Annotated in this window: 17 protein-coding genes; 6 read left to right on the forward strand and 11 right to left on the reverse strand. The window is 55.1% G+C overall.

Annotated elements, in window-relative coordinates; translation table 11 throughout:
- Window positions 1-164: 164 nt before the first annotated feature.
- On the reverse strand, window positions 165-3,608 hold the full coding sequence (locus KI367_RS27485) for a fibronectin type III domain-containing protein (protein WP_212952654.1): 3,444 nt from the start codon (window positions 3,606-3,608) through the stop codon (window positions 165-167).
- A gap of 356 nt (window positions 3,609-3,964) precedes the next feature.
- Between KI367_RS27485 and KI367_RS24630 the strand changes: the two genes are divergently transcribed.
- Both KI367_RS24630 and KI367_RS24635 read left to right on the forward strand, forming a co-directional pair.
- Window positions 3,965-4,978, forward strand: coding sequence for a DMT family transporter (locus tag KI367_RS24630; RefSeq protein WP_373316291.1), 1,014 nt, complete (start codon window positions 3,965-3,967; stop codon window positions 4,976-4,978).
- 476 nt (window positions 4,979-5,454) lie between these two features.
- Window positions 5,455-9,591 carry a S8 family serine peptidase gene (locus KI367_RS24635; protein ID WP_246537271.1) on the forward strand — a complete coding sequence of 1,379 codons (4,137 nt, stop codon included), beginning with the start codon at window positions 5,455-5,457 and terminating at the stop codon, window positions 9,589-9,591.
- A gap of 93 nt (window positions 9,592-9,684) precedes the next feature.
- Here KI367_RS24635 and KI367_RS24640 read toward each other — a convergent pair whose 3' ends face one another.
- The 10 genes from KI367_RS24640 to KI367_RS24685 form a co-directional block, all read right to left on the reverse strand.
- On the reverse strand, window positions 9,685-12,642 hold the full coding sequence (locus KI367_RS24640; protein ID WP_212952658.1) for a DEAD/DEAH box helicase: 2,958 nt from the start codon (window positions 12,640-12,642) through the stop codon (window positions 9,685-9,687).
- A complete protein-coding gene (locus tag KI367_RS24645) occupies window positions 12,639-14,273 on the reverse strand; it encodes an SWIM zinc finger family protein (protein WP_212952660.1) in 1,635 nt (544 codons plus the stop codon). The genes KI367_RS24640 and KI367_RS24645 overlap by 4 nt, the downstream gene beginning before the upstream one ends.
- 277 nt (window positions 14,274-14,550) lie before the next feature.
- A complete protein-coding gene (locus KI367_RS24650; protein WP_212952662.1) occupies window positions 14,551-15,204 on the reverse strand; it encodes a carboxylesterase family protein in 654 nt (217 codons plus the stop codon).
- A gap of 217 nt (window positions 15,205-15,421) precedes the next feature.
- On the reverse strand, window positions 15,422-17,164 hold the full coding sequence (locus tag KI367_RS24655) for a methyl-accepting chemotaxis protein (RefSeq protein ID WP_212952664.1): 1,743 nt from the start codon (window positions 17,162-17,164) through the stop codon (window positions 15,422-15,424).
- Between the two features lie 189 nt (window positions 17,165-17,353).
- Window positions 17,354-17,626, reverse strand: a complete 273-nt coding sequence (locus KI367_RS24660; RefSeq protein ID WP_212952666.1) for a hypothetical protein — start codon at window positions 17,624-17,626, stop codon at window positions 17,354-17,356.
- A gap of 119 nt (window positions 17,627-17,745) precedes the next feature.
- Window positions 17,746-18,012: a CD3324 family protein gene (locus KI367_RS24665; protein ID WP_212952668.1), complete on the reverse strand. Its 267-nt coding sequence runs from the start codon at window positions 18,010-18,012 to the stop codon at window positions 17,746-17,748.
- A 777-nt stretch (window positions 18,013-18,789) separates the two neighbouring features.
- Window positions 18,790-19,350 carry an NADPH-dependent FMN reductase gene (locus KI367_RS24670; RefSeq protein ID WP_212952670.1) on the reverse strand — a complete coding sequence of 187 codons (561 nt, stop codon included), beginning with the start codon at window positions 19,348-19,350 and terminating at the stop codon, window positions 18,790-18,792.
- Between the two features lie 52 nt (window positions 19,351-19,402).
- Window positions 19,403-19,834: a MarR family winged helix-turn-helix transcriptional regulator gene (locus KI367_RS24675; protein ID WP_036715011.1), complete on the reverse strand. Its 432-nt coding sequence runs from the start codon at window positions 19,832-19,834 to the stop codon at window positions 19,403-19,405.
- Window positions 19,835-20,004: 170 nt separating this feature from the next.
- Window positions 20,005-20,841 (reverse strand): alpha/beta fold macrolide esterase, encoded by an 837-nt coding sequence (mle, locus tag KI367_RS24680; protein WP_212952672.1) that lies wholly within the window; start codon window positions 20,839-20,841, stop codon window positions 20,005-20,007.
- Between the two features lie 451 nt (window positions 20,842-21,292).
- Entirely contained in the window at window positions 21,293-22,072 is a 780-nt protein-coding gene (locus KI367_RS24685; RefSeq protein WP_036715709.1) for a DeoR/GlpR family DNA-binding transcription regulator, read from the reverse strand.
- 302 nt (window positions 22,073-22,374) lie between these two features.
- Here KI367_RS24685 and KI367_RS24690 point away from each other — a divergent pair, with 302 nt between their 5' ends.
- From KI367_RS24690 to KI367_RS24705, 4 genes are all read left to right on the forward strand, one after another.
- Window positions 22,375-23,340, forward strand: coding sequence for a metallophosphoesterase family protein (locus tag KI367_RS24690; RefSeq protein WP_212952673.1), 966 nt, complete (start codon window positions 22,375-22,377; stop codon window positions 23,338-23,340).
- A 15-nt stretch (window positions 23,341-23,355) separates the two neighbouring features.
- A complete protein-coding gene (locus tag KI367_RS24695) occupies window positions 23,356-24,207 on the forward strand; it encodes a GRP family sugar transporter (protein WP_036715711.1) in 852 nt (283 codons plus the stop codon).
- A 217-nt stretch (window positions 24,208-24,424) separates the two neighbouring features.
- Window positions 24,425-25,312 (forward strand): YwqG family protein, encoded by an 888-nt coding sequence (locus KI367_RS24700; RefSeq protein WP_212952675.1) that lies wholly within the window; start codon window positions 24,425-24,427, stop codon window positions 25,310-25,312.
- 44 nt (window positions 25,313-25,356) lie between these two features.
- On the forward strand, window positions 25,357-26,253 hold the full coding sequence (locus KI367_RS24705; RefSeq protein ID WP_246537273.1) for a DUF4261 domain-containing protein: 897 nt from the start codon (window positions 25,357-25,359) through the stop codon (window positions 26,251-26,253).
- Window positions 26,254-26,402: the final 149 nt, after the last annotated feature.

The following is a 26,402-nucleotide window of genomic DNA, read 5'->3' on the forward strand; positions in this document are numbered from 1 at the left end:
TGTAAAATGGTTGTCTGGTAACTTTCATTTTACAAGATCAGACGGTTTTTTTGTGTTATTTTTTGCATTCAACGAAAATGGGCGGACCAGAAGTCAGTTTTCACTGACTTTCTGGACAGCCCCTTTTGCCATGTTCGTATAATTTGGCCCGATCTCTTCTTCTCCTAATTCAACCGCACTTCGACCGGATCGGAATTGATTCGGCTGCCGACCGCGCGGATCACGAACTCGTAGGTTTCCGATGCCTTGATGTTTCCGACCGAAAAGCTGTAGTCGGTTTTGCCCGCTTCGGCTTTCACGTACGCGTTCCAATACGGTTTGATTTTGCCGTTTTTCTCGTAAATGCGGAAACCTCGAACGGGCTCGCTGCCCGAAGACGGCGCTTTCCACGAAAGGACGGCTTTGCCGCCGCTTTGTTGGACCGACGCGTTTTGGACTTTGGCCGGCTTCGTATCCGTCCGCTTGATGCCGTATTGATCGTACAGCTTCACGCCGTTGTCGCCCGGCTTTTCGTCTTTTTTGGCCGCGGTGTAAGCTTTCATTTTCAGCACGTCGCCGGAAACGGACACGTCGGTGAACATCTTTTTGTTCGGCTGGGCGTCGATCGCCGCGAAATAATCGTTATACCCCGGATATTTCGTATAGAACTTATCCCCGAGCGCGTTGGACATCAGGTATACCGTACCTTTCGGGTTGACGGCATTGCCCTCTGCATCGTACGTGATTTGGCTGGTCGGGACCACCTTGTCATCAAGCATTTGGTACGATCTCATGTACATATGGTCATGCGCTTCGAACACCATGTCGATGCCCATTTCGTCAAAGGCGGGAACGAGCACCCTTTTATAAAACTGGACCCGGTCGTCCTCCCACTCCCCGGCATTGTCGCCCGCAGAATACGGCCCTTTGTGGAAGGCGACGAATTTCCATTTGGCGTTGCTTTTGGCGACGACGTATTTCATCCATTCGACCTGATCGGCAAACTGCGGATCCTGCTCCTTGATGTCTTTGCCGTTGCCCGCAAGCTCCCCGGCATATTGGGAGTTGAACACCAGGAACAGCGCGTCGCCGTACTCAAAGGAGTACACCGAGCCGTCATGCGTATTTGCGACCACCTGCTTCGGCAGATTGAAATGATGATAGAAATTCGAGTTCGACGTCGTCTCGTCGCCGTCGTAATCCTGCACCTCGTGGCCGCCAAGCACCGGAACGATCGGCACGTTCAGCAGCTGGTCCTGCGCAACCCCCAGCATCCACTGCCACTGCTCTTCGAGGTCGCCGTTATCGACCAAATCTCCCGCATTGATGAGGAATTTCGGGTTGCCGATCGTTTGCACGGCTTTCTTGAACGTATCCGCCCACGGCTCGAAATCCGTTTTGCTGGAAGCCTGCGAATCGGAACCGACGATGAAGCGGAACGGCTGGGCTCCCGCCGCGTCCGTCGTAAAGCTGCCCACCGCGCTCCAGCTGTCCGCCGCGCCGCTGCCGACGCGGTATTTGTACGCCGTCCCCGGCACCAGCCCGGCCGCCGTCGCTTTATGGCTGTAAAATTTCTTCTTCTTGTTCGAAGTCCGGTCCGCTTTGGTGACATAGGTTTGAACTTCCTCGGTCGCCCCTTGGAACGTCAACGCCTCCTGTTCCGGGAAGCCGCCTCCCGCAGCCTTTGAAGCCTCGACGACCTGCACGACCGACGGCGTCGTCACATCGGTATACCAAGCAAAGGAACGGCTGGTTTTGGCGTCCCCGTTCAAAGTCATGTTGATCAGCTTCGGCACGACCGCCGTGCCCTGCGTATTTTGGATCGTAAATCTCCACGACAGATCCTGGGACAACGGAACCTGGTCATCCCTGCCCCTTACCAATTCCTTTGGCACTTTGACCGTGTAGGTTTGACCGTAGGCAAAGGCCGGATGTTTAATGTTCAACGTGTTGCCGTTGACGACTTCCACGGTTACGGACCCGAGCGGGTTATTGTTTTTGTCCGTGATGCTGACGCCAGAACCCGCGTTCAAGGAAACCGCCTTGTTGAACGTGACCGATACCGGAGCGGATGGGAGCACGCTGCTTTCGCCCGGTTTCGGCGATTGGCTCAGAACGGTCGTCGGCGTTTCTCCCGGTCCGTTTCCTTGCGTTTTTCCCGTCACGCGAATGTCCTTGATCAGGCTGGAGCCCGTGCTGCCGATGCCTTGGCTGCCCTTGGTGTTCGTATTCGAGCTGACGACCCAGCGGATATACAGCAGGTCCCGGTCATTGGCCGCTGCCGGCAGGGCGGCCTCCTTCAGCTTGCAAGCGTCATTGGCGCAGTTGAAGCTGGACAGCGACATTTTCAGCGCCGTGCCGGGCACATCCGTCCAGTTCTGGCTGTCGCTGCTGATCTGCACCTTAAAATCGCGCGGCCCCGTCCCCGACGAGGTTTGCTGCGAGGACACCGCGATTTGCTCGTACCCTTTGGTGGAAAGGGCGGCGAGCCAGTATTTTTTGCCGCTGCCGTTATCCCACCCCTGATAGCTGATCGAATGCTGGCCGGCGTCGTAATCCTCGAAATAACCGCCGACGTTGCGGAAGCTCGAGGAGCCCTGATTTACGCCGCCCGTTGCCGGGAACACGCCTCCGGTCCCGGAATTCGAAAAAATCCACTCGGCCAGCACGGCCTGCTCCTGCGGAGGAGTTGCGCCCAACGTTTTCACGTTTACCGCAGCGCTCGGGCCCGATTCGTTCCCTGCCGCATCGAAGGCCGTCACGGTGTACTTGTATCCCGTGTTTGCCTCAAGCCCGGAATCGGTATAAGATACGCCGTTCGTGCTGCCTGCTTTGGTGCCGTCCCGATAAACATTGTATCCCGTGACGGCGACGTTGTCCGTCGATGCGGACCAGGTCAGTTTCACGCTGCCGGACGTCACTTCGCCGGCCGCCAAGCTTCCCGGAACGCTGGGGGCTTCCTGGTCGGAACCGGGAGTCGTTTCTTTCGGTTCTCCTGTCACCGTAATCGAGATCAACTGGCTCGAACCCCGGTCCCCGATAGTCGAGCCGCTCGTGCTGGCATCCGTGACGACGAGCCAACGGATATACAGCTGCGCCTGATCATAAGCCGCCGGCGGCAGCGGGATCTCGTTCAATGCGGAAGGCGTATCCGGACTCAGGACCAGATCGGGCACATTCGTTCCGCTCCCCGTTATATTCGTCCAGTTTTCCCGGTCCGTGCTGAACTGCACCCTGAAATCGCGCGGTCCGGTCGTCCCTCTCCCTTGCTGCGCGGAAGAAAGCGCAATATTGTGATAACCTTTGGTCGACAGGGAAGCTAGCCAATATTTTTCCTTCCCTGCTTCCGGATGCCAGCCCTGATAACGGATGGCTTTGAGATCATTGTCCCAATCGTAATATAGCCTTGGAGGAACAGGCTGAAGATTCGAGGCTTGTTGGTGCACCCCGCCCGTTGCCGGGAACACGCCCAAATCCGTCGGATTGGAGGCGAATTTCCATTCCGCCAGCGGAACCGGAGCCGCTTTGCCGTCGGCATGCGATGTTCCCTGTATCGGCAATGCCAGCACGAACACGGCTAACAGCAGTGATAAAACCTTTTGACACCTTTTCCACGAAAACGTACCCATGCGCATCTCCTTTCCCTATCCACCGCAAAATTAAATCGCTTTAACTTTTGAACGTCATCCTAGCGGGAGACAGCCGGCCGGCCATTCCCTGATAAATATACGGTTAGGGCGATGCAATCAGAACTCCAAAATGGAATGCGAAGAAAGCGGCCGGTTATCCGCGACATGTTTTGCCTTGCGCCGCCGATCTGTACCGGTACAGATCCGAATGAATTGTATTGTAGCACAGGGGCCGAACGCTTAGAATAAAAAACGCCGATAGACAATTCATCACGTCCGGAGGAATCAGACGCCCGCTTTCCTTGCGGAAATTCCTCCCGCCGCGCGTTATACTCAAGGGGGTTGCTTACATGAACATGACTCAACAACAAAAAGCCGTTTTGGCGGTGATCATCAACGCCGTCATCGTCGGTTTTTCGCCCATTTTCGTCAAACATTCGCTTGGTTTTGCCGATCCGCTCGACGGGCTGGCCCATCGCTTCACGATTTCGTTCGTTGCCGCCTCCTTGTTGGCTTTTCCCGGCTGGGCCCGATTGAAGGCGATGAAAAAAACGTTCCTTACCGTCGTTCCGCTGGCGCTGCTTAATCCGTCGCTGTTTTTCGCCCTGCAGGCTTTCGGGCTGCAGCATGCTTCGTCGGCGGTGGCCGGCATCGTGCAGGCGACGGTTCCGATTTTCACGATGATCCTGGCCGCGATTTTCCTCAAGGAACGCACCGGATCGGTTGAGCGGCTCTGCACGCTGCTGTCGGTAGCCGGCGTCATTCTCGTTTTTGCGGTGCCCGGCGTCGGCTCTTCTTCCGCCAGCCTGCTCGGCGTCACGCTCATCCTGTTGTCGGCGTTGTCCCAGGCCGGATATACGACGCTGGCGCGCAAACTGACGCGGACGATGCGCCCGAAAGACCTGACCTACATGATGATCCTTTTCGGTTTTGTCGTGTTTAACGCGATCGCCCTGATCAAACATGGCGCCGAAGGAACGGTCTCGTCCTATTTCGTGCCGCTAAAGGAAACCGGGTTTATCGTCGACATGGTTTATTTGGGCGTGTTGTCCTTCCTTGTCACGTCCTTTCTGTCCAACTACGCGCTGTCGGTTCTCGAAGCCTCCACCGTCAGCGTGTTTGCGGGCTTGTCGACCGTCGTCACCATCGCCGGCGGGGTGCTGCTGCTGAACGAGCAGCTCGGCTGGTACCACTGGGTAGGAGCGGCCATGATCGTCGCCGGAGTGACGGGCGTCAATCTGGCGAAAAAAAGAAAGCGCACGAACGGCAAAATGAAAGAGCATGCGGAGGCACGCTCAGAGTGTCGAGAAAGTCCAACGGACTTTTCGACACTCTATTTTTTATATGGGGAATCATATCTTTTAAAATAAAAATCGATTTAGAGCGCTCTGAGAACCCTACTTCAGTGACCGGCGAGGCAATTTTAAACCCCCTGCAAAAAAACAGGGGGTTTCTCGACAGCCTGAGAGCATGCGGAGGCATGCTGAAAACCGCTTTGGCCCTGGTCAACAGACCCGGGCCTTTTTTTGCGACAAAACGCATAAAACCTACGATCCTCCTCACCATCCCCCACGATCTTAAGCCAAGATTGAGCGTCAATTCGGAGTCTGCAGCAACAAGATCATGTTGTGTAAAACCAATGTAAAATCATAGGAAAAAATATCTAAATTTTGTATAGATATTCTATTAAACCGGTGGTAGAATATTCTTAATATTTTTCCGACTATTTCAAGGGGGTTTTATTTTTGCATTGACAGAAAGGAGGAACATTTAATAGATTTGGACAACCCCCCCTTAAGTAGCGAGAGAATAGCATGCTTGATTTTATATCCATGGAGGGATTTGTTTGAAGAAAGGCTTATTTTCCCGAAAGCTTCCCATCATCACTCTGGCTCTCGGAATGACCGTTGGCGCCGTTCCCGGGGTCTCCCTTGCCTCATCCTCTTCAAGCTTCAAGATTTCGAATCAAGAGCTGCAATCCGTCCTTGAATCGTCGCAACCTGCCTACGTCTCGCCGCAAATCAATACCCATTCTTCCAAAAAAGTCCGGGTTATCGTGCAGCTTAACGGTCAACCGGCTGCCGTCGGCAAATATGCGACCAGACAAGGCATCAGTTCTCTCGCAAAATCCGCATCCGAAGCGGCCGTACAGAGCCAGCAGGACCAATTTTTGGACGAAGTCTCCGATCAAGGCATCGACATGGAAATCAATTATCAATACGATACGGTCCTGAACGGATTCGAGGTCAGCGTGCCGGCCAACGAAATTCCCGAACTGGCGAAAATTCCCGGCGTAAAATCCATTCAGGAAAACAGCATCTGGTATCCGATTCCGATTGAAGAATCGTCGGCCAATAGCGACGTCCGCTACGACATCAACCCGCTGAAACAAATCGGCGCCACGGAAGCGTGGGCGGAAGGTTATACCGGGAAAGGGCTGAAAATCGGCGTGATCGATACCGGCGTGGACTATACCCACCCTGATATTGCGCCGGTGTACAAAGGCGGCTACGACTCCTTCTATCAGGATGACGACCCGTACGAGGAAGTCCCGCTTACCGTCGACGAGGACGTTCAGTACCATACCGGTTATGCGGGCACCTATCACGGAACGCACGTGGCCGGAACCATTATCGGGCAATACGCGAACAAAACAAGCGACGTCGCCCAAAAAGGGGTCGCATACGGTGCAGAACTGTACGCCTACAAGGTGCTCGGACGAAACCTCGACGATCCAAGCAAATCTTCAGGCAGCTCCGCTCAGGTCATCGACGGCATTGAACGCGCCGTAAAAGACGGCATGGACGTCATTAACCTGTCGCTCGGTTCCGATTCCGAGAAAGACGTCAACTCGCCGGACGCCATCGCCATCAACAATGCCGTTCTGTCCGGCGTCGTTGCGGTCATTGCCAACGGCAACGCCGGCCCGGGCTACTTCACGATGGGCTCGCCCGCCACTTCGCAGCTTGGCATCGCCGTTGGCGCCGTCACGAGCGAAAGCAAGCATTACGAAGGAAAAGCGACGCCAAGCCTTGCCGATTCCGCAACAAGCGTAACCAGCGTCACCTATTCAACCTACGGCGACCTTCAGATGATGGGCTGGGAAACCGCGCACGAAAATTTCGCGGACATTATCGGCCCGGGCGCCCAGGATGTCGTCTACGTTGGTCTCGGCGATGAAAACGATTATGTCGGACTCGATGTCACGAACAAAATCGTCCTAGCTTCAAGAGGGAGTCTCGCCTTCGTTGATAAAATCACGAACGCCAAAAAACACGGCGCTAAAGCCATCGTTATATTTAACGGCATTAACAAAGGCACTGCCGCCGACTTGAGCGAAAGCATACCGGGACGGGATGGCTTTGCCGACGTATCCGTCGGGGACAGCTTTGACTTTATCCCGGCGTTCGACATGAAAGGATCCGAAGGCCGTGCCCTGGCAAGAGCTTTGCAAGAAAATCCGGGCTTCAAGCTTCAATTTGAGTTCGATCCGGACTTCCCGGTCGAAACCATTCCGGGCGACGAGCTAGCCGACTTCACCTCCTGGGGTCCGAACGCGGACAACAAACTGAGCATCAAACCGGATATTACGGCACCCGGGGTGAATATCCTGTCCACCTGGCCGGCTTACGGCAAAGGAAAACCGGATGTTTCCTACGACAAAGCCTATAACCGTATCAGCGGCACAAGCATGGCGACGCCGCATGTAGCAGGTTTGGCCTTGTTGATCAAAGAAGCCCATCCGTCCTGGAATCCGTTCGATATTCGCGCCGCATTGGCGAACACCGCCGATATCCTGCCTGATTATGACGTATATCAGCAAGGCGCGGGACGGGTGAACGTCATCAACGCGATTCATACGAATGCCCTGCTTCAAGCGGTAGAGCCGATCACGATTCTCGACAAAAACTATAATCCGAAAAACGTCATCAACTACAACTCTTCGGCAAGCTTTGGCGTCGTCGCTCCGGGTTCGCCGGATCAGGTGAAAAGCCTGCAGCTGAAAAACACGGGCGGTCAGGCATTGACTTATGCAGCTTCCGTAGAGCTGAATGACCCGAATGCCGGCATCACGGCTACCCTTGACCGGAACGAAGTAAGTGCTGCCGCGAACAGCACTACGCCGTTCCAGCTAACCTTGAACGTCGGTTCGTCTACGGCGCCAAACCAGTATTATGAAGGACGGATTGTGCTTTCCAGTCCGGGGCAACCCCAGCTGCATTTACCGTTCGTGGTTTATGTCGGCTCCGAGCAACCTGCGAATACCTTCGGGGTTCAAGAGCTGAATGTGACGAACTCGATCATTTATCCGAACCGCCCGTCGCAAGCTTCAACAGATTTGTCTTTCCGTTTGACCGCTGCGGACACGAACTATTACGAAATCGACATCGTCGATCTGGATGACGAAACCATCGGATTCTTGGATATTCAATCCACCGATGATGCCAATGCGTTTTTCAAACCGCAAACCTACACGTTAAAAAATATTACGAACGCCTACCATCCTTACGATGCAAACGGCTACCCCGTGCTCGACAAAAACAATGAGCCCGTTACGTCGTACCTGAAAGACGGGATCTATAAAATCAACGTCGTCGCAGCAAAATTGACCGCTTCCGGCGGAGTCGCCACGAGACCTGACGGTTCGAATGTCATTTATTCCGGCGTCACGTCCTTCCGCGTGGATAGCTCCGTCGAGAACAATAATGGCGGCGGCGGATCCGGCGGCGGATCGTCAAGCTCGCCAGCTGCACCTTCTGCACCTTCGACATCTCAGCCGACCGTCAGCGGTTCGGTGAATGCCGTCGTTGAACAAGGTCAAAAACAAGTCAACGTGACTCCTGTAACTAAATCGGAAAACGGCGTGACAACGGCTACGGTAAGCGACAACGACCTGAAATCCGCCATTGCGTCGGCAGCGAACAGCGCGTCCGCCATTATCTTTAACGTGTCCGGCTCCAATGCCGTGATTGCTTTTACCGCGGACCAAGTGAAGCAACTAAGCGCTCTTTCATCCGACAGCACCGTTGTCGTGAATGCATCCGGATCGGCCGTCTCGATCCCGGTATCCGTACTGGACAAAGCTCCAGCAGGCTCCGGATTCGATTTGTCCATCAAACCATCGGATGATCAAAAGTCCAAATTCGAAGCAACGATCCCGGGTGCCAAAGTGATCGGCTCTCCTGTTTCATTTGATGCTTTCTGGGTGGCGGGAACCGTTCGCGTTCCGGTGCAAGTGTCCGACCAAACATTTATTAAAAGGGCGTTTACCGTTCCGGGCAGCATAGAACCGAACACGGCCGGCGTATTGTTCGAGGAAGACGGAAAGATTACTCCGGTAGCGTCCGTCTTCAAAGCCCAAAAAGACGGCTCGACGATCGTTACCGTCAGCCGCCCCGGATTTTCGACCTATGCGGCATTAAGCCGTACAGTGAAATTCAACGATATCGCGGCTTCGTTTGCGGCATCCGATATTACCGCGCTTGCGAATAAATTGATCATTGATGGCAAATCCGAAGGCATTTTTGCGCCGAAAAGCAATCTGACCCGCGCCGAGTTTACGGCCCTGCTCGTACGCTCGCTCGGTCTTCGCTCCAATGCCGCTTCCGGGTTCTCGGACGTCAAATCATCCGACTGGTATGCAAGCGATGTTGCTGCAGCTTATCAAGCAGGATTGATTCAAGGGATCGGCAATAACAAGTTTGCTCCGGGCGCCAACGTTACCCGCCAAGAAATGGCCGTCATCTTGGACAGAGCCTTGAAGCTGACCGGCGTGGAAGCGAAAGCATCGAACCCATCCTTTAACGCGTATGGAGATGATGCAAAAGTAGCCCCTTATGCCAAAGATGCCGTGAAGTCGCTTACCGCTGCAGGAATCGTTAGCGGCGAAGCAGGCAACTTCAATCCGAAGGCCGCCACGACGCGCGAAACCGTTGCCGCCGCACTGCATCAGCTGTTGATTAAGACCAATCTGATCGATTAAGAAATACGTCCCACATAACAACACCCCCATGTCGGGGCCTCTGCAGTCGTAAAACTGCCAGGCCCTGACTATGGGGGTGTTTTTTCCAATCCATCAACCGCTCCAATCGCTGCGCAGCGTAAACAGCTCCTTAAGCGCTTCGGTCGACAGCTCGGTGATCCAGCTTTCCGTGCTGGAGATGACGTTGTCGCTAAGCTGCTGCTTGCTTTCGAGCATTTCGTCGATGCGTTCCTCGAGCGTCCCGATGGAGATAAACTTGTGCACCTGCACGTCTTTCGTTTGCCCCATCCGGTAGGCTCGGTCGGTGGCCTGATTCTCCACGGCGGGATTCCACCAGCGGTCGAAGTGAAACACATGGTTGGCTGCGGTCAGGTTCAGACCGACCCCGCCCGCCTTGATGGACAATATGAACACGTTCGGCTGCGCTTCGGACGGCAGCGTGCGGGACTGGAATTGCTCGATCATCCGGTCGCGGGCGGTTTTCGAGGTGCCGCCGTGCAAATACAGCACCGGCTCCTGCAACTCTTGGCCCAGAACGCGCTGCAGCATCTCGCCCATGCCGATATATTGGGTGAAGATCAGGCAGCGTTCCCCGTCTTCGCGCAGTTCCTTCACCATTTCCAGCAGCCGTTCGAGTTTCGCCGAACGGCCGATCAATGTTGGCGTATCGATATCGCCGCCGTCCTCGTCGGCATTTTCCCAGGATTCCCCCGTCAGCAGCACCGGATGATCGCATATCTGTTTCAGTTGGGTAAGCGCCGAAAGAATCGCTCCTTTCCGGGCCATGCCTTCAAGCTTCTGCACCCGGTTCATCAGGTCGTTGACGGTCTGGTCGTACAGGGCCCCCTGCTCGGCGGTCAAATGAATATAGGTTTTCATTTCGTTTTTGTCGGGCAGGGCAAGCTGGATGGCCGGGTCCTTCTTTTTGCGCCGCAGCATAAACGGCTTGACCAGCTTCTGCAATTGGGCCGTCCGCTGCTCGTCCCGCTCCTTTTCGATCGGCTGGATGAACCGGACGTTAAAAGCCTTCAGGCTGCCCAAATATCCCGGATTGATGAAATCGTAAAGCGACCAAAGCTCGGATAGGCGGTTTTCGATCGGCGTGCCCGTCAGCGCGATCCGATGCCGGGCAGGAAAACTGCGGACGGCTGCGGATTGTTTGGTCTGGGCGTTTTTGATGTTCTGGGCCTCGTCGAGGCAAAGCGACTCCCACGTCATTTCCTGGAGCAGCTCCTGATCGAGCGTCGCCGTCGCATAAGAGGTCAGAACGACGTCCGCCTGCCGGACGGCCTCGCGAAAGCCCCGCTCGTCGGCACGCCGGCTTCCATAATGCAGCATCACCTTCAAGGAAGGGGCAAACCGGCCGATTTCCTTTTGCCAATTCCCCAAGACCGACGTCGGGCAGATCAGCAGCGACGGATTTCTGCCGTCCGGATCCGCGGAGGTCTCCTGCAAATGGAGCAAATACGTAATGAACTGCACCGTTTTTCCGAGACCCATGTCATCCGCAAGGCAAGCGCCCAGACCGAATTTCCGCAAAAACGCGAGCCAGGAATACCCGTCGTACTGATAGGAACGCAGCTCGGCTTTCAGTCCCTCGGGAATAGGGGGCTTCGGCCATCCGGACTGCTGCCCGAGCTGGCCGAACAGCCGCTCGAGATGGTCGTTCAGCTCGACCTCCAGCTCCACGCGGGACAAAGCTTCCTCTTCCGGTTCGCCTGTCTCCCCGTCGGTCTTCCGATTCTCGTCCCTTCTTTGCAGATGCAGCTGAAGCACGTCCTGCAAAGACATGCCTTGCCTGCGATCGATCCCCTGCATCATTTGGCCGATCTGCTTGACCAAGACAGGATCCAGCATGATCCATTCTCCCCGGAACCGGACGAGCCGTTCGTTGCGTTCGACCAGCTCCTGGAACTCGCCTTCCGTCAGCTGGGTTTCGCCGATCGCGATCCGCCAGTCGAATTGAATGATCGAACCCAGGCCAAACAACGAGCTGCCTCCTTGGGCAGCCTCTTCTCCTTCGCCCGAACGGACTTTGGCGCGGAGCTTCGGTTTGCGGCGGCCGGCGGCCTCCCACCAGGCGGGCAGCAGCACCTGCCATCCGGCTTCGAGGAGGCGGCGGCTGTCGACCGTCAAAAACCGCCAGGCCGCCGCATCGTTCAGCGGGCTCGCGAACAGATCGCCCTGCGCGCCTTGCGCCAATCCGGGCAGAACGGCCCGCAAGTTCTGCGCCCAACCTGCGGCACGGTCCCGGACATGGCCCGCCCATGCCGCCGGCCATTCGCCGGTTATGCCGCCGTCGGTACGAAGGCGAACCGGAACAAGCATGGACAGGTCCTGCTTGTCCTGCAGCACCAGCCGAAGGCGCCATGCGGGATGCTGCTCATCGGGCTCCAGCAATTGCAGCAGCGGCCGAAACGGCGACGTATCGGCCTTCCACCCGATGGAAACGAGCCACGTTTCCTCGTCGAGCCCCTCCATCGCGCCGCTCCGCGCAAACAGCATCGGATACTCCCGCCGCAAATCGGCGGCGGCGGTCTCCGTCCCGAAATGCTGCTGAAACGCCGCGGCCGAAAACGCAGCCCGCAGTCCCTCGGCAAATTCCCTGCTGCTGCGGCCGATGTCCTGGCGGGCCGAGGCGCTCAAATAAGCCTCGTCCCACGTCCATCCGAGCCTTCCCGCCAAAGCCGCGGCCAGGCTCGGGTGGAAGCGCCGCTCCCGCAAAAGCTTATAGAGCGGCGGTGCAAGCCGGAGCAAAAGCTCCGCTTGCTCATCCCATTCCCATGCGACATGCTCCAGCAGCTTCAATTCCCCGAAAAAAGGGATGACCTGCTCGGCGGGCAAAACCACCAGCTCCGCGTCCTTCACGCTCTGGAGTTCTAAATCCGTGCCATAGAAAGACGCTTCATGCCAGGCAAACAAACGCTGTTTCAATTGCAGCCCGGGCACGTACCGGCGGGCCGGGTTCGTCCCGAAAATCAGCGCATCCCCGTGCGCGCTCAAGCGAAGATGTACCGTGATGGTTTCCGCGTACGTCAAATAAGAACTCATGATATCAGGTTTCCTTTCCGAAGCTCCTCCTGCAAGGCCCGCAGCCGCCCATGACGGTCGACGAAGGCATCCAGGAACTGTTCCCACCGCTCTTCCCGCTTCATTTTTTTGTACAGCTTGCCGAGACGCTTGAGCAGCTTGACCGCGTCTTTGTATCCCGACCGGTTTTTCAGCAAAATATAACGTTCGACCGCCTGATGGTAAAAAGGAAGCAGCAGTTCGGGCGCCTCCTTCTCCAGCGGCTGCAGGACGCTGACGCGGAGCTCCAGCGGTTCGGTTCCCGCGCTCAGCTGCATATCCATCCACGGCTGCCACTTGCCGTAATCCAGCAGCGCCTCCTCATACATCTCTTTGGATTGGGGAAGCATTCCGGCCAGCGTCTGCCACATTCGTTCCTCCGACTCCGGAGCATGCCGAACGGCCATGCCCCAATAGCGCATATAATCGGAAGCCTGCTCTTTCCGGTGGCCGCTAAGCAGCGGTCCGATCACAACAAGCCAATCCGACAGCCGCGTCCATTCCCCTGCTTCGGCGATTTCTCCCAAAAACGAAAATAAAAAACCGTGCGGGACGATAAAAGCTTTGCTTGCGTCATGCAGCCACGTCCATGCTTGCCGGTCTTCGCCCATAAGAAAATACACCCGGCTGTGCGCCAGCATCCAGGAAAGACGGGACAAACCGTCTCCCAAATCCTCTTCGGCGATTTTCAGCATTTCGAGCTCTTCCCGGTACATCCGGTCGTCCCCGAGATGCGGACGAAGCCACTTCAGCCACAGCCGGTCGTACGCCTCGAATAAATATTGATGGCTTTTGGCTTCCGTCAGCATCTGTCTGCGCAAATACGTCAGCGTTTTCGTCACCCGCGGCCACAGCTCCGGTTCCGTCGCAAGCGGGATGCCCCATTCAAAAATCTCCCGCATCGCCTTCAGCAAATCATCCGCAGCCACCTGCACGTGGTATCCCAAGTGGCCGGCGGCCGGCAGCAATGAATGTGCGGGCTTCACCAGTTTGATGAGCATAAACAAATGCGCATGAAGATCGTACAGCTGCTCCATCCCGGGCGAAAGCGGCGGTTTCATCGACTCGATGGCGGCTATCGCGTTTCGGGCGTACCCGGCATTCGGGCTCCCGAATTCCAGCGGCGTAATGCATTGTTTGAACAAAACATGCCACTCGGCGATGCTGATTTCGGGAATTCGCAGCGCCTTTTCCTTGAGCGACGCGCCGCCTCCGCGCGTTCCCGTCCGCGCCGGAGCTTCGCCCTCTTCCGGCAGCGCCACGTAAGCCTTCTGCAGCCTCAGCGTAGCATGGGCATTGACGATCGCATGGACGGAACGCCCTTGCCGGCTGGCGTAATCCAGAAGCACGGCGATGATATGCTTGCACCCGCTCCCCTCCGGACAAGAACAGCGGCTGGCGGATAAAGCCTCCGTTTGGACAACAACCTCCAAAGGTTCGCTGCCCCCGACGACGGCCTCGATTCCCCCGGCCCCTTCGGGACGGGTCTCGCGGACAAACCCCTGCTTATAATATTGAAAGCCCCGTTTGATCGTAACGTCGCTGAACTGCTCGCCGACGTCCGCAATGAGCTTCTGCCATTCCATATCGTTGATCATATGATTCGTATCCATTTGGACTATCGTCTCCTAGCGGAGTATTAATAGATGTGCATCTACTCTATCATATCCGATTCCGCCATAAAACCGTAAGCCTCGGCATGCCGCTCCCATAAAAAAAGAGAACCCTTTGCACGCCTTGCGGACGGCAGGGTTCTCATACGGAAATGCAACTTCAAAAGTGCCGCGGCCTTTCTTGCTACGAAATTCCAAGCGCATCACGGACGGCTTGGGAATCTTCGAACGAGCCCAAACGTGCCGGGAGGGCATGAATCAGGGCTCGGTCCTTATATTACCGCGAATGCTTCAAAAACCATTCATAAAGTTCGGGATTGTCGTAAGTTTCCGTCCACGAATCATGGTTGGCTTCCGGATACACGGTCAGTTTCGGGCTGCCGCCGGCATTTTGAACCGCCTGGACCATTTTCTCCGATTCCGATAACGGCACCACGTCGTCTTTCGCCCCGTGGAAAGCCCAAATCGGCATGTCCGTCAGCCGGAACGCATCCATCCAGCTGCCGCCGCCGCAAATCGGAGCGGCCGCCGCAAACCGGTCCGGAAGATCCGCGGCCAGCAGCCAAGTGCCGTAACCGCCCATGCTTAACCCCGTTAAATATACGCGGGAGGCATCCGTGTTGTAAGCAGCCATCACTTCGTCCAGCGCCGCAATCACGGCATCCTTTTGCCGCGCCCAATCGGAGCTTTCCGGGCATTGGGGGGAGATGGCGATAAACGGAAAGGACGGATCCTGTTCCGCAATGCGAGCGATGCCGTGGACTTTGACCTGCTCGATGTCGCTGCCGCGTTCTCCGGCGCCATGAAGAAACAGGATGACGGGCCACTTTCGGTCCGCGTTCGGATCATACTCTTGCGGTACATGCAGCAAATAGTTCAAGGTGACCTTCTTTGTGATTTCTTTTTCCATGTTGCAGGCTTGTTGGCTCACTTTGGTTCCCCGCTTTCGATTCGATGATTCGGACCTTTTGTCGGGCCCGGGCAAACTCAAATCTATCTCTCCCAAAATGATACGCCAATCACCGGCCGATCTCCTGCTTTTACCGTCTTTTGGCGGAAACAGGTGAAACGCACCGACCGCAACCAGTCAACGCATCCACTGCACCCGTGAAAAAGGACCCTCCCGAAAGAGGGCCCTTTTCCCTTCGTTATTTCAATTTAAATACGCGAACCTCTTTTTCCAGATCGTCCGCCATGCCCTGCAGCATCGCGGCCGAACCTGCGATTTCCTGCATCGAGGCCATCTGCTCCTCGGAGGAAGCGGCCACGCTTTGCGAATAACCCGAGGCGTTTTTCCCGATCCGGGCCAGCTCTTCAAGCGATGCAGCCACCTGCTCGCTGCCCGCGGACATTTCCTGGGCGGAAGCGGACACCTCATGCACCTGCTCGGTGACGTTCTGCAGGGAAACGACGATCTCGCCAAACGCCTCTCCTGCTTTTTGCACCGACTGCGAGCCCTGCTCGACCTGACCGATGCTCGTATTCATGGCCGCGGAAGCCCGGCTGATATACGCGCTAATCTCGCTCAGCATGCCGGAAATCTGCTCGGAAGACGAACCCGACAGCTCGGCGAGCTTCCGGACTTCCTGGGCGACGACCGCAAAGCCCTTGCCGTGTTCGCCGACTCTGGCTGCCTCGATCGAGGCGTTCAGCGCAAGCAGATTCGTCTGGCCGGCAATGTTCGAAATGATGGAGACGATCTCTTCGATTTCAAGGGAGCGCTGTTCCAATTCCTTCAGAATGGTCATCGTGTCCGCCACGGACGTTTTAATGCTTTGCATCTCGTCTACCGACTGCCGCACGACGTGGTTGCCTGCCTCGGCGTTTTGCGCGACCTCCTGGGCATGTTCGGACAGGCGCGAGGAGTATTCCGCAATGCGCTGAATGCCGACCGCCATTTCTTCCATCGCAATCTGGCTTTCGAGCGCGGATTGCATTTGCGTTTCGGAGCCTTGGGCAACCTCTTGAATCGCGCGGGTGATTTCCTCCGTCGCTTTGGAGGTCTGTTCGGCGCTTGCGGACAGCGCTTTGGACGACTGGGTGACCTTTTCGGACGTCTGCTGCACGTTTTCGATCAAATGGCGGATATTGCCGATCATCGTATTGAAATTGGCCGCCAGCACGCCGACTTCGTCTCTGCTCTTAACTTTGGCCACGACGGTTAGGTCGCCTTCCGCCGCCTGAATGCTGAGCTTGGACAGCTGGGAGATCGGGCGCAAAATCGCCCTTACCATAAAGATCACGATCACGATGAACAAGGCCGCAAGCGCCGTACCGATCACCGTCGTTTGGATCGTCCGGTCGCGCTGCATTTTCGCAATCACGTCGTAATCGAAGTCGACGCCGAAGACGGCCACTCTCTTCCCGCTGGCATCTTTGATTTCGCTGATGATGCTGACCCATTCGCCCAACTCGTCGGTATACACGTCCGAAATCGCAAATCCCTTTTTGTTCATTTCATCCAGGGCCTCTTTGAATTCCCCTTTGGCTTCATAGACGCTACCGGGCCGGAGTCCCTTTTGATACATTTCGCTGTTGCCCAGAATGAGCGTCATTTTGCCGATGTCCCCCGTTGCTTCCACGTCCGGCATATAAATGTAGCTGTTTGACACTTTTTCGTTGTTTTTCATGCTGTCCAGTTGCTTCTGCATCAGCAGGATATGCTCGTCCTTCATCAACTCGTCGGAACCGAGAAGCGTTTTGGCTTTTTCGATGTACGGAATTTCCTCGGCGATCACGTTTTTCAACGTCCACTGAATATTGTTCAGGCCGGTCATTTGCTCGTCGCGGAGTCGAAAATTGTTTAATGTCGAAAGAATGCTTTCCATAAGAAAAAATAGTACCGACAGGACAATGATCGATTTGAACACGAGACTGCTTCTTCTTTTCATGTACACAACCCCACCTAATGTTTGAAGTTTCATTGCCGTCTTTCAGGGCGCGCTTTTCTGTTCTCTATCGTCTCTACACAAAATTGCGTCGTCTGAGCAACCAGCACTGTGATGATTGTTATATCGTCATTTTGGTGGGCATATATGAAGGGCAATTTTTCCCAAATGGGCAAAAAGATCTAATTTTTTTTATTTATTTTCCTTTGCTGCGAAAACGGAAGGTCTTAACGCTCCCGTAATGAGGCAAAATCTCGTCCGTTTCGACAAAAGCTCCTTTTGCCACCAAATATCAAAAAGCGGCTGCTGCGACTGCAGCGTCTTGTACTCATCGGTATCTTCGAAAACGCCGAACGCATTCGGCGGCTCCTGCCGGATTTCGGCCAAATCATGCAAATATAGCGGATATAGATTATAAATGATCCCTTTGTTTTCCGGAGCGCATAACTCCACGGTCACGTTCATCGCGGCCCCTCCTTTATGAAGCCCATTTTACGGGCGAAGGACGAAAAAAAATAGACCGAGAACGCTGCAAATCGTTTTCGGCACAAAAAGACCCGCGGACGAGTCGGCGGGCCGTGACGTTACATTTTGGAATATACGATTTTTTTCACCGTGTCGTAGGCCAATCCGTATTCGGATGACAGCCGTTCAATGGATTCCCCTCCGGAGAACCGGGACTTCATTTCGGCGTTCCTCCTCCGCAAGGCTTCCTTGTTTCCGCTCCGTTCTCCCCACGCGGTACGCGAATGTTTCAAGGTCGGGACGTACACCCAGCCGCCTTGGACATATTGCTGCAGTTCTTCCAGCAGCCGTCGGGGAAAAACCGATTCGGCATTGATATATTTCATGTTTCCTCTGCTCCTTTTATATCCAAATTCGATATAAAGCAGCAAAGTCCCTATGACATCCGGCTATTCGGCCTAATGCAAAGAATGGGCGGTTTGGAACCGATGCCGCTCCGCTGCAAATAACCGCCGCCGTATCCTGCCATACGAACTTTGCGCGGAGCCTTCCCTGAAACTGTTCGCAAATGCCATGCTGTTTCCCTCCGGTTTCCCGATTTGATTTCAATATACTACATGATTCGAAAGGGAGCCAGTTTTTCAAACCGCCAAGCAGATGCCGCAGAACAGAAAAAACCGCCTCCATCGCTGGAAGCGGCCGTGAATACGGTGCATTCTTAACTCTTGTTCATACGGGAGTAATCCGCTCAGAACCAAGGCTCCGGCGGAATGAATCCGTCCGCGCTTCCGCTGTAGCGCGTGCGTATGCAGGGATTCATGTTCGGCCTCCCGCGGCCCTGTCCTTACTTCGTTTTAGTTATATCCCCTTAGAAAGAAGCCGTTGGTCCGTTGTGCGCCGGAGGCGTGTTTCAGGATTTGCCGAAATCCTTAGTTAAAAATGCACCTCTCCTAATTCGCGATTTATTTTGAAAATCCTTCTAAAAAATCCTCAATTTCGACATAAAAATACTTCCCGGGACTGATGTCTTTTTCTGCATAACCTTTAATACCATATTTGCAAGCGCCGCTTTTATGCCCCAAAATTTGCGGAAACGTCAAAAAGACCCCCGGCGGTTTTGCCGCAGAGGGTCTCTTTCCTTATTTTTTTGAATCGCAAAACGATTATTTCGAAGCTGCGGCCGTAGCCTGCCGGTCGAACCATTTCACGAAATTGTTGATGACGGATTCGATGAAAATAACGGTCGCTTCGTCTTTGAGGTTTCCGTTATCGTCCATTTTCTCGTGCACGACGCCCACATACACTTCGTTGCCCGGGAGCAAAGGCGAGTTGACGCCCGGCGAAAACAAAATATCGCGCAAATGCTGCTGCGCCCGAACCGTGCCGAGCAGCCCCATCGAAGCGCCCATGATGAAGGATGGTTTGCCGTTCAGAGCGCGGTCGCCGCGGGAAAGCCAGTCGATGACGTTTTTCAGCACGCCCGGGATGGAGTAGTTGTATTCCGGGGTTACCCACAGAACCGCGTCGGCAGCGGCCACTTTTTGTCTCAGTTCTTGAACGGGAGCAGGCGGATCGTTTTCGATATCCTGGTCATAAAAAGGAATGTCGCGGAGGTTCAAAATTTCAACGTCCATTTGTTCCTTGAATGTGTTTTTTACATACTCTGCAAGCTTACGGTTGTACGAGTCCTTGCGGATGCTGCCTACGAGCGCGATCACTTTCATGCTTCATTCCTCCAATTTGTGTGTCGTTAGTATGCTTCACAAGCCCGGGCCGCTATACCCGCCGCACGTTGTTGCGCACAATTCCGAGCAGCCGCCTGAGCTCCGAGGTTTCCTCTTCCGTCAACCCTTTGCTTAATATCTCCCGCGCCGCGATATGGATGGATTCGAGCGTTTGGCCAAGCTCCCTGCCTTGGTCCGTCAGGTAGACTTCAACCGATCTCCGGTCCTGGGAACCGCCGCTCCTGCGAATAAATCCTTTGTTTTCAAGACTGGCAATCATCCGGGCGATCCCGGATTTGTCCTTCCCAAGCTGTTCGGCGATTTGGTTCTGGGACAGCCCTTCCTCCTCCCGAAGAAGCGCAAGGACCAGATACTGTTCCGGCGCCAGCCGGTAAGGTGCCAGCTGTTTTTTTAAATATTGGGAGATTTCCAAATCCACGGTATGAATCAAAACCCCGATGTTGTCGAACACGTGGGAACCCACCGAATCACCTCATTAGTTGATATAGCAACAGTTGACTAATCAATTATCCTATGATTGGCCGGTCTTGTCAAATTCATCACGCAAAAATCCCCCTGCTACATTGTTCGCTCGCAAGGGGATTTTCATTCCGAGAGGGTTCGTCTAAGGTAAGGCCGTCTGCAGATGGTCCGTTAACCGGACGTATGGTGAACGATCGCCTGAATCATGGCGTCCCAATCGTCGGGGTGAAGCTCATGCCCGGCACCGGTAAGCGTCAGCAGCTTCGCATTCGGGATCGTTTCGGATAAATGCACCCCGTGGGCATACGGAATGATCGGATCGTCCGTGCCATGGATGACGAGCGCAGGCGCATCGATTTCCTGCGTTCTTTGCAGGTACGTTTCCCCGCCGGTCACAAATGCATGGTTCGACATGCTTGCCGGGTTGACGGCGCGATTCACTTCCAATTCCGATAAAAACGCTATTTTTTGTTCGTCGAGCACTCGGCCGGGACCGCTGAGCATCCTCCATCTTGCCAGGGAAAAAGCGGCGGCCGCTTGCGCGTCGGACCAATCGACGTTTCCTTGCTCGGCGAAAAACCGCTCCACCTTCTCTTCCATCGGAGGCAGCCCCGGCGCGAAATTGGATGTCGCCAGCAGCGTCACGCTAAGCACCCGCTCCCGATGCCGCAGCGCAATGATTTGCGTCAGCAGGCCGCCCATCGACATGCCGACGATGTGGGCTTTTTCGATGCCGTACGCATCCAGGACTCCCATCGCATCGTCTGCCAGATCCTCGAACGTATACCCGGGATTTCCCGGCTCATAGGTCACCGAGCGGCCCGTGTCCCGGTTGTCGTAGCGGATGACGAACCTCCCTTGATCTGCGATGTTTCGGCAAAACGCATCCTCCCACCAAATCATCGATACGGTAGCTCCCATAATCAACAGCACGGCAGGGTCTTTCGGGTTTCCGAAGCTTTCCGTGCAAATGTCGACGCCGCGCGTCTGTATCAATCGTTCCGTCATTTCATATTCCTCCGTTTCCGTATTTGAACGAAATAAAAAACACAGGCTTTCGCCTGTGTCGGTTTGCAGTCATCGGAAAACGGAATGAAACACGGGATCCGGGCACTTCCAAAGGCATAAACAACATCGCCTGTTCATGCGCAAGAAGCACGCTCGGTATAGAGGACGTTAAACGCTCGGTTCCTCATTCCTTATACCCATAATAAACAGGATATTCGTTATAACCCATCCTTGCCCGTCTAAATAGAGCCGGTCGTCCAAGACCCGGCCTTTCGCATGTTGATCCTTTTCCGATGACTGCGCCAAAAAGCACAGACTTCAAGCAGATACTTATTCGCTTAAAGTGAAACCGGAAAAAAAATCAACACACGTATCCCTCCGTCCGTTTGAATTGCCTTTATCCTAACATAATCGTGGATGAAATACAATCATTTCCTGAAAATCCGTTTCCCTAGCTGCCGTTGCCGCTGATCAACACTTCGATATCGAGCTTGTTCAGCGCATCGATCCATTCCCGGGAGCAGCCGGGGTCCGTAACGATCATCGAAAATTGCTCGATCGGGGCAATTTGCGCAAAGGTCGTCACCCCGAATTTGGAATGATCCGCCACCAAAATGGCCTCTTCGGTCCGCTGCATCATTTTGCGCGACAACAACGCTTCTTCCAAGTTGTATTCGGTGATGCCGTCCGCCAGCGAAATGCCGCCGGCCGATATGAAGGCTTTATTCACTTTAAATTGATCCAGCAGCTGGTGGGCAATGGCCCCCGTCGACGCTTGGCAGCCCATATTCACCTCGCCGCCGGCAAAAATGACTTTCCCTTGGAACCCGTCCAGCGCACAGGTCAATATCGTGACCGAGCTCGTAATGACGGTGACGTCGGCCCGGTCCTTCAGCTCCCGCATGATTTCGATCGTCGTCGTTCCGTTGTCGAGCAGGACGGTCTCCCCTTCTCCCACCAAAGAAGCCGCAAGCTTTCCGATCGCGCGTTTTTCGCTGCTGTGCATCTGGGATCTTTTAAGATACGTCGGCTCGATCCGTTCCGAACGGGTTTGAACCGCTCCCCCGTACACTTTCCGCAGCCGTCCTTCCTTCTCCAGCCGGTCCAGGTCGCGCCGGATCGTTTCGGTGGAAACGTTGAATATGCCGGCAAGCGCATGCACCTGAACTTTGCCTTTTGCGCCAAGCTCGGCAAGAATGGTTTCGCGCCGCTCCTCATAGGTTAGGGACATATCCGTTCCTCCTTACCAGAGCAATCCCAATTGCTTTTATGTGTTTTGATGTTGTTTTCTTCAGTTTATTCGGTCCGCTCGAACGTTGTCAAACGACAAAAGAACCTTGGTCTGCAAGAGCGGGGAAAAGTTCCACGGTTTTTCGAACCACGAACACCCCTATTTTTATGGAAAATGCCGTACAATGAAAAAAAGAATTGACAACATTTTACGCGAGGCATACAATCAACACAAAAACAACAGATTTACGTATAAAACAACAACAATACAATGTGTATTTTTTACAAGGAGGAAATAAATCGATGAGCCGCCAATTATCCTTCCGGCCGGACGGAACCTTTACGATCGTTCAATTCACGGATCTTCATTGGAAAAACGGGGAACCCGAAGATCACCGCACCCGTGCCCTCATGGAGCTGACGTTGGACGCTGAAAAGCCGGATCTCGTCGTCTTTACCGGCGATGTCATCTATACCGGCCCCGTTTCTCCCGGATATACCGAATGCGAAAACCCGGAGCAGGCTTTCCGGGAAGCCGTCAGCGCCGTGGAAGAGCGGGGCATCCCGTGGGCCGTCGTTTTCGGCAATCATGACACCGAACAACGCATTACCCGGGAAGAGCTGATTCGGCTTGCCATGCAGCATAAGCATTCCGTCGCGGAGGCCGGTCCGAAAGAGATTGCGGGCGAAGGCAACTATACCGTCGAACTGCTGGATGCGCACGGAAAACCGGCGGCTAACCTTTATTTCCTCGATTCCGGCGATGTTTCCCCCCTGCCGCACGTTCCTTACTACAATTGGGTGAGACGGGATCAGATCAACTGGCTGGTACAGGAATCCCGGCGGCTGAATCCTGAGGCAAAGGCAGGCAAAGTGCCCGCGCTCGCCTTCTTCCACATCCCGGTTCCGGAATACCAGGAAGTGTGGGACACGCAGACGTGTTACGGGCATAAATACGAGCCGGTCTGCTGCGCTCCCGTCAATTCGGGATTGTTTACGGCTTTTCTTGAAATGGGCGACGTCATCGGAACGTTTTGCGGCCATGACCACGTCAACGATTATTACGGCACGCTGCATGGCATTCGCCTTTGTTACGGACGGGCGAGCGGATACAACACCTACGGCAGGGAAGGTTTCCCGCGCGGCGCGCGCGTGATCCGCCTGACGGCCGGAGAATCGGATTTTGCCACGTGGCTCCGCCTCGACGACGGATCGGTCGTCGCCGAGCAGCCGGTCCACCATCCGGATCAGGAACAAATTAAAGCATAAGGGGTCTTATCATCCATGGTATTTTCGATTTTGCTCGTTCTCGCTTCCGGCATGGCCCATGCCGTGTGGAGCATGTTTACGAAACGGAGCCTGAACAAAGGCGTTTTCCTTTGGTCGATCATGATGATCCCCTCCGTCATTTTGCTCCCGGTTTTGGTCGCCGAGCTGTGGCGGAATCCGCTGACTTGGGGCGGTTACGGCCTGCTGCTGCTATCCGTTGCACTGCAAGCCCTGTATTCCTGGCTGTTATCCAAAACCTACGAGCTTGGCGATTTGTCCCAAATCTATCCGATTATGCGGGGCACAAGCACGCTGCTGATTCCGATCATCGGCGTCCTTTTTCTCCATGAATCGCTTTCGGTGTACGGTTGGATCGGTATCGTCTGCATGCTCGGCGGCTTTTTCCTGCTCAGCGGACTCGGCGGCAAACGCGCCGAAGCCCGGCCGCACGGCTTAAAACCTTTTGCCCTCGCGCTGTGCGTCGGCTTGTGTACGACCAGCTACGTGTTCGTGGATAAATTGAACCTGGAGAACCTGTCCCCGCTGGCTTTGTCCGAAGCGACCAATATCGGCTTCGTCCTGGGGCTCACGCCGCTCGTCCTGGCCTCCCGCCAGCTCCGGCAGGAATGGCGCAAGAACCGTTCCACGATTTTGCTCGGCGCTATTCTGAACCCCGGCTCGTACCTGCTTTTCCTATTTGCGATGCAGCAGGCGCCGATGGCGCATATCAGTCCGCTGCGGGAGATCGGCACCGTCTTCGCGACCTTCCTCGGCATCCTGATTTTGAAGGAGCAGCAAGGACTAAAACGGATTGCCACGTCGATCGTCGTTTTTTGCGGCATTTTGCTGGTGGGCATGCTTGGGTGAACAAGAACAACCGCTTCCCGTCACGGGAGGCGGTTTATGCGTTTCATGGCCGAACATCGTTTCGCTATGGGCACATGGTACTATGGAACCGTCTTAAGGATACATAGTATGATAAGCTTATTGCTTGTCGCCTGATGTCAGCTAACACGGAATTGGATATACCGGATATTCAGGTTTCATGGGCGAAGCTTAGACGTCAGAGATTGGGGGGGAGATGATGCATTTGAATGATCGGAATCGCATGCAATTGGAAGGGCTGATCCGGGAACACCGATTCGAGCATGCCTTATCTTATTTGTTGGAGCATACGCGCCAGGGCATCCGATGCACCAAGGCCGGCGAGGCGAACGATGGCCGGCTTGGCGGCTCCCGCATCGGCGGAGATCCCGACCTGCCTGCACGGATCGATTGGCCGGCCACATCGGAAGGCGTGCCGATGACCTTTTTGGTGCAGCTGAATTTGCAGGAATTGGCGGCCGCGAATGAGTCTTTGCTGCTTCCGGACCGCGGCATGCTTTATTTTTTCGTCGGCGTGGACGAGCCGGCTTACAATATCGAGCACCGCGTCATCCATGTGCCGGAGGAGGAGCTTGCTTCCGCTTCGCGCCGCCCTGCGCCCGGGACGACCGCGCTCGAAGGCGCTTTTCGCGCATACCGGCTTGAACCGAGAGCCACGCTGGAACCTCCCAATTTTGCTTATGCCGATACGGAGCAGGTCGAAAACGATACGACGGATTACGAGGATTACGAGGAGTTCGTCTGGTCCGTCACGAACAGCCAAAACGGGGATGTCGCCCTGTTGTTCGGTTACCCTGACGGGCAGCATGGCGACGCCGAATACGAAGCGGCTTTAAGGATCCTGACGGGCGAGCATTACGATTACAACACCGATCATGCCTTGAGGCGGATCGCTGCCCATTTGGGCGGAAACGAAGAAAAGGCGAAGCAGGAAATCCGGGATACATTGCTGCTTCTCGAAATCGATTCGGACGACGACGTCGGCTTTTGCTGGTGGGATGCCGGCGCCCTGCAATTTTTCATCCGCAAGGAGGATTTGCAGGCAGGCCGTTTCGACCGTACCTATTGTTCGTTGTATTCAAGCTGACGTTTAACGCAGGAATGGAGGAGAGAACACTGGACACGAAAGAAATGCTTCAACAAGAGCAAGACTTCGGGTTTGCGAGGGTGTATTCGGTTGAACTCATGTATAAGGAGCAGCCGAAGCTCGATCGGGACCTGCTTTATGCCAACATGGAACGGCATACCGGGAAATTGGACCGCCCGGAATCGGAAAAACAGGCGGGGCTGGCCGTATGGGAGGCCAATGAAACAGCCGAGAAGGAACACCTTCACTTTTTCCATTTGAACTACATGGTTCCCTATGCGGAAGGAGAAATGCCCGCCCAAACGAGCCTGATGGAGATCGAAAGCCGTCCGTCTGCCGATTACGCCGCAGCGATCCAGCAGGCCTGGCATTGGCAGGAAGCGGAACCAACGGTGCAGGAATGCAAGCACTCGCTGCTGCTCGTCGACATGATGGCGTCCGGCTTGGAGCCGAAATCCCGGCTTGAGCTGTTTACCGGAGCGCTGCGGGCCGTGCTCGAAACCGCTCCATGCGACGCGGTCTATTTCCGGGCAAGCGATAAGCTGGTCGAACCCCGCGCGTATCTGGCTTCCATTGAAGAAGGGGAAAGCTTGTACGGTGCGATGAACGTCCGTTTTTACAACGTGGAAGGTTCGGGAAGCGGGCGGCATGAAGCTTTGATGGATACCGTCAGGCTGGCGGCGCTCGGCATACCGGACGTGCAGTGCCATTTTTACGACCTGAATCCCGATGAAGTCGCCGGGATTTTGATGAACATCGGCTATTACCTGTTTAACCAGGGAGATATCATCAGCGACGGGGAAACGATCGGGTTCACCGAGGACATGCGCTGGCGTTGCGAGCACCAATACGCGCTGGCCGCCCCGCACCGCGTCGTCATTGACCTGAATCCGGGCGAGCCGCATTACGCGGGAAGGCAAGGCGCGGCACCAACCGAATAAGGAAACGCGCAGCAAGCGAAACAATCGAGTAGAAGGGGGCGGCAAACCCCCGTCCTCTCACACCACCGTACATGCGGGTCCGCATACGGCGGTTCCAAAAGGTTAACGAAGTTCCAAGTAACGAGAAAGCAAACTTTTCAGCCCTTTCG

The sequence above is a fragment of the Paenibacillus cookii genome (genome assembly GCF_018333375.1).
GTDB classification, from domain to species: domain Bacteria; phylum Bacillota; class Bacilli; order Paenibacillales; family Paenibacillaceae; genus Paenibacillus_AQ; species Paenibacillus_AQ cookii.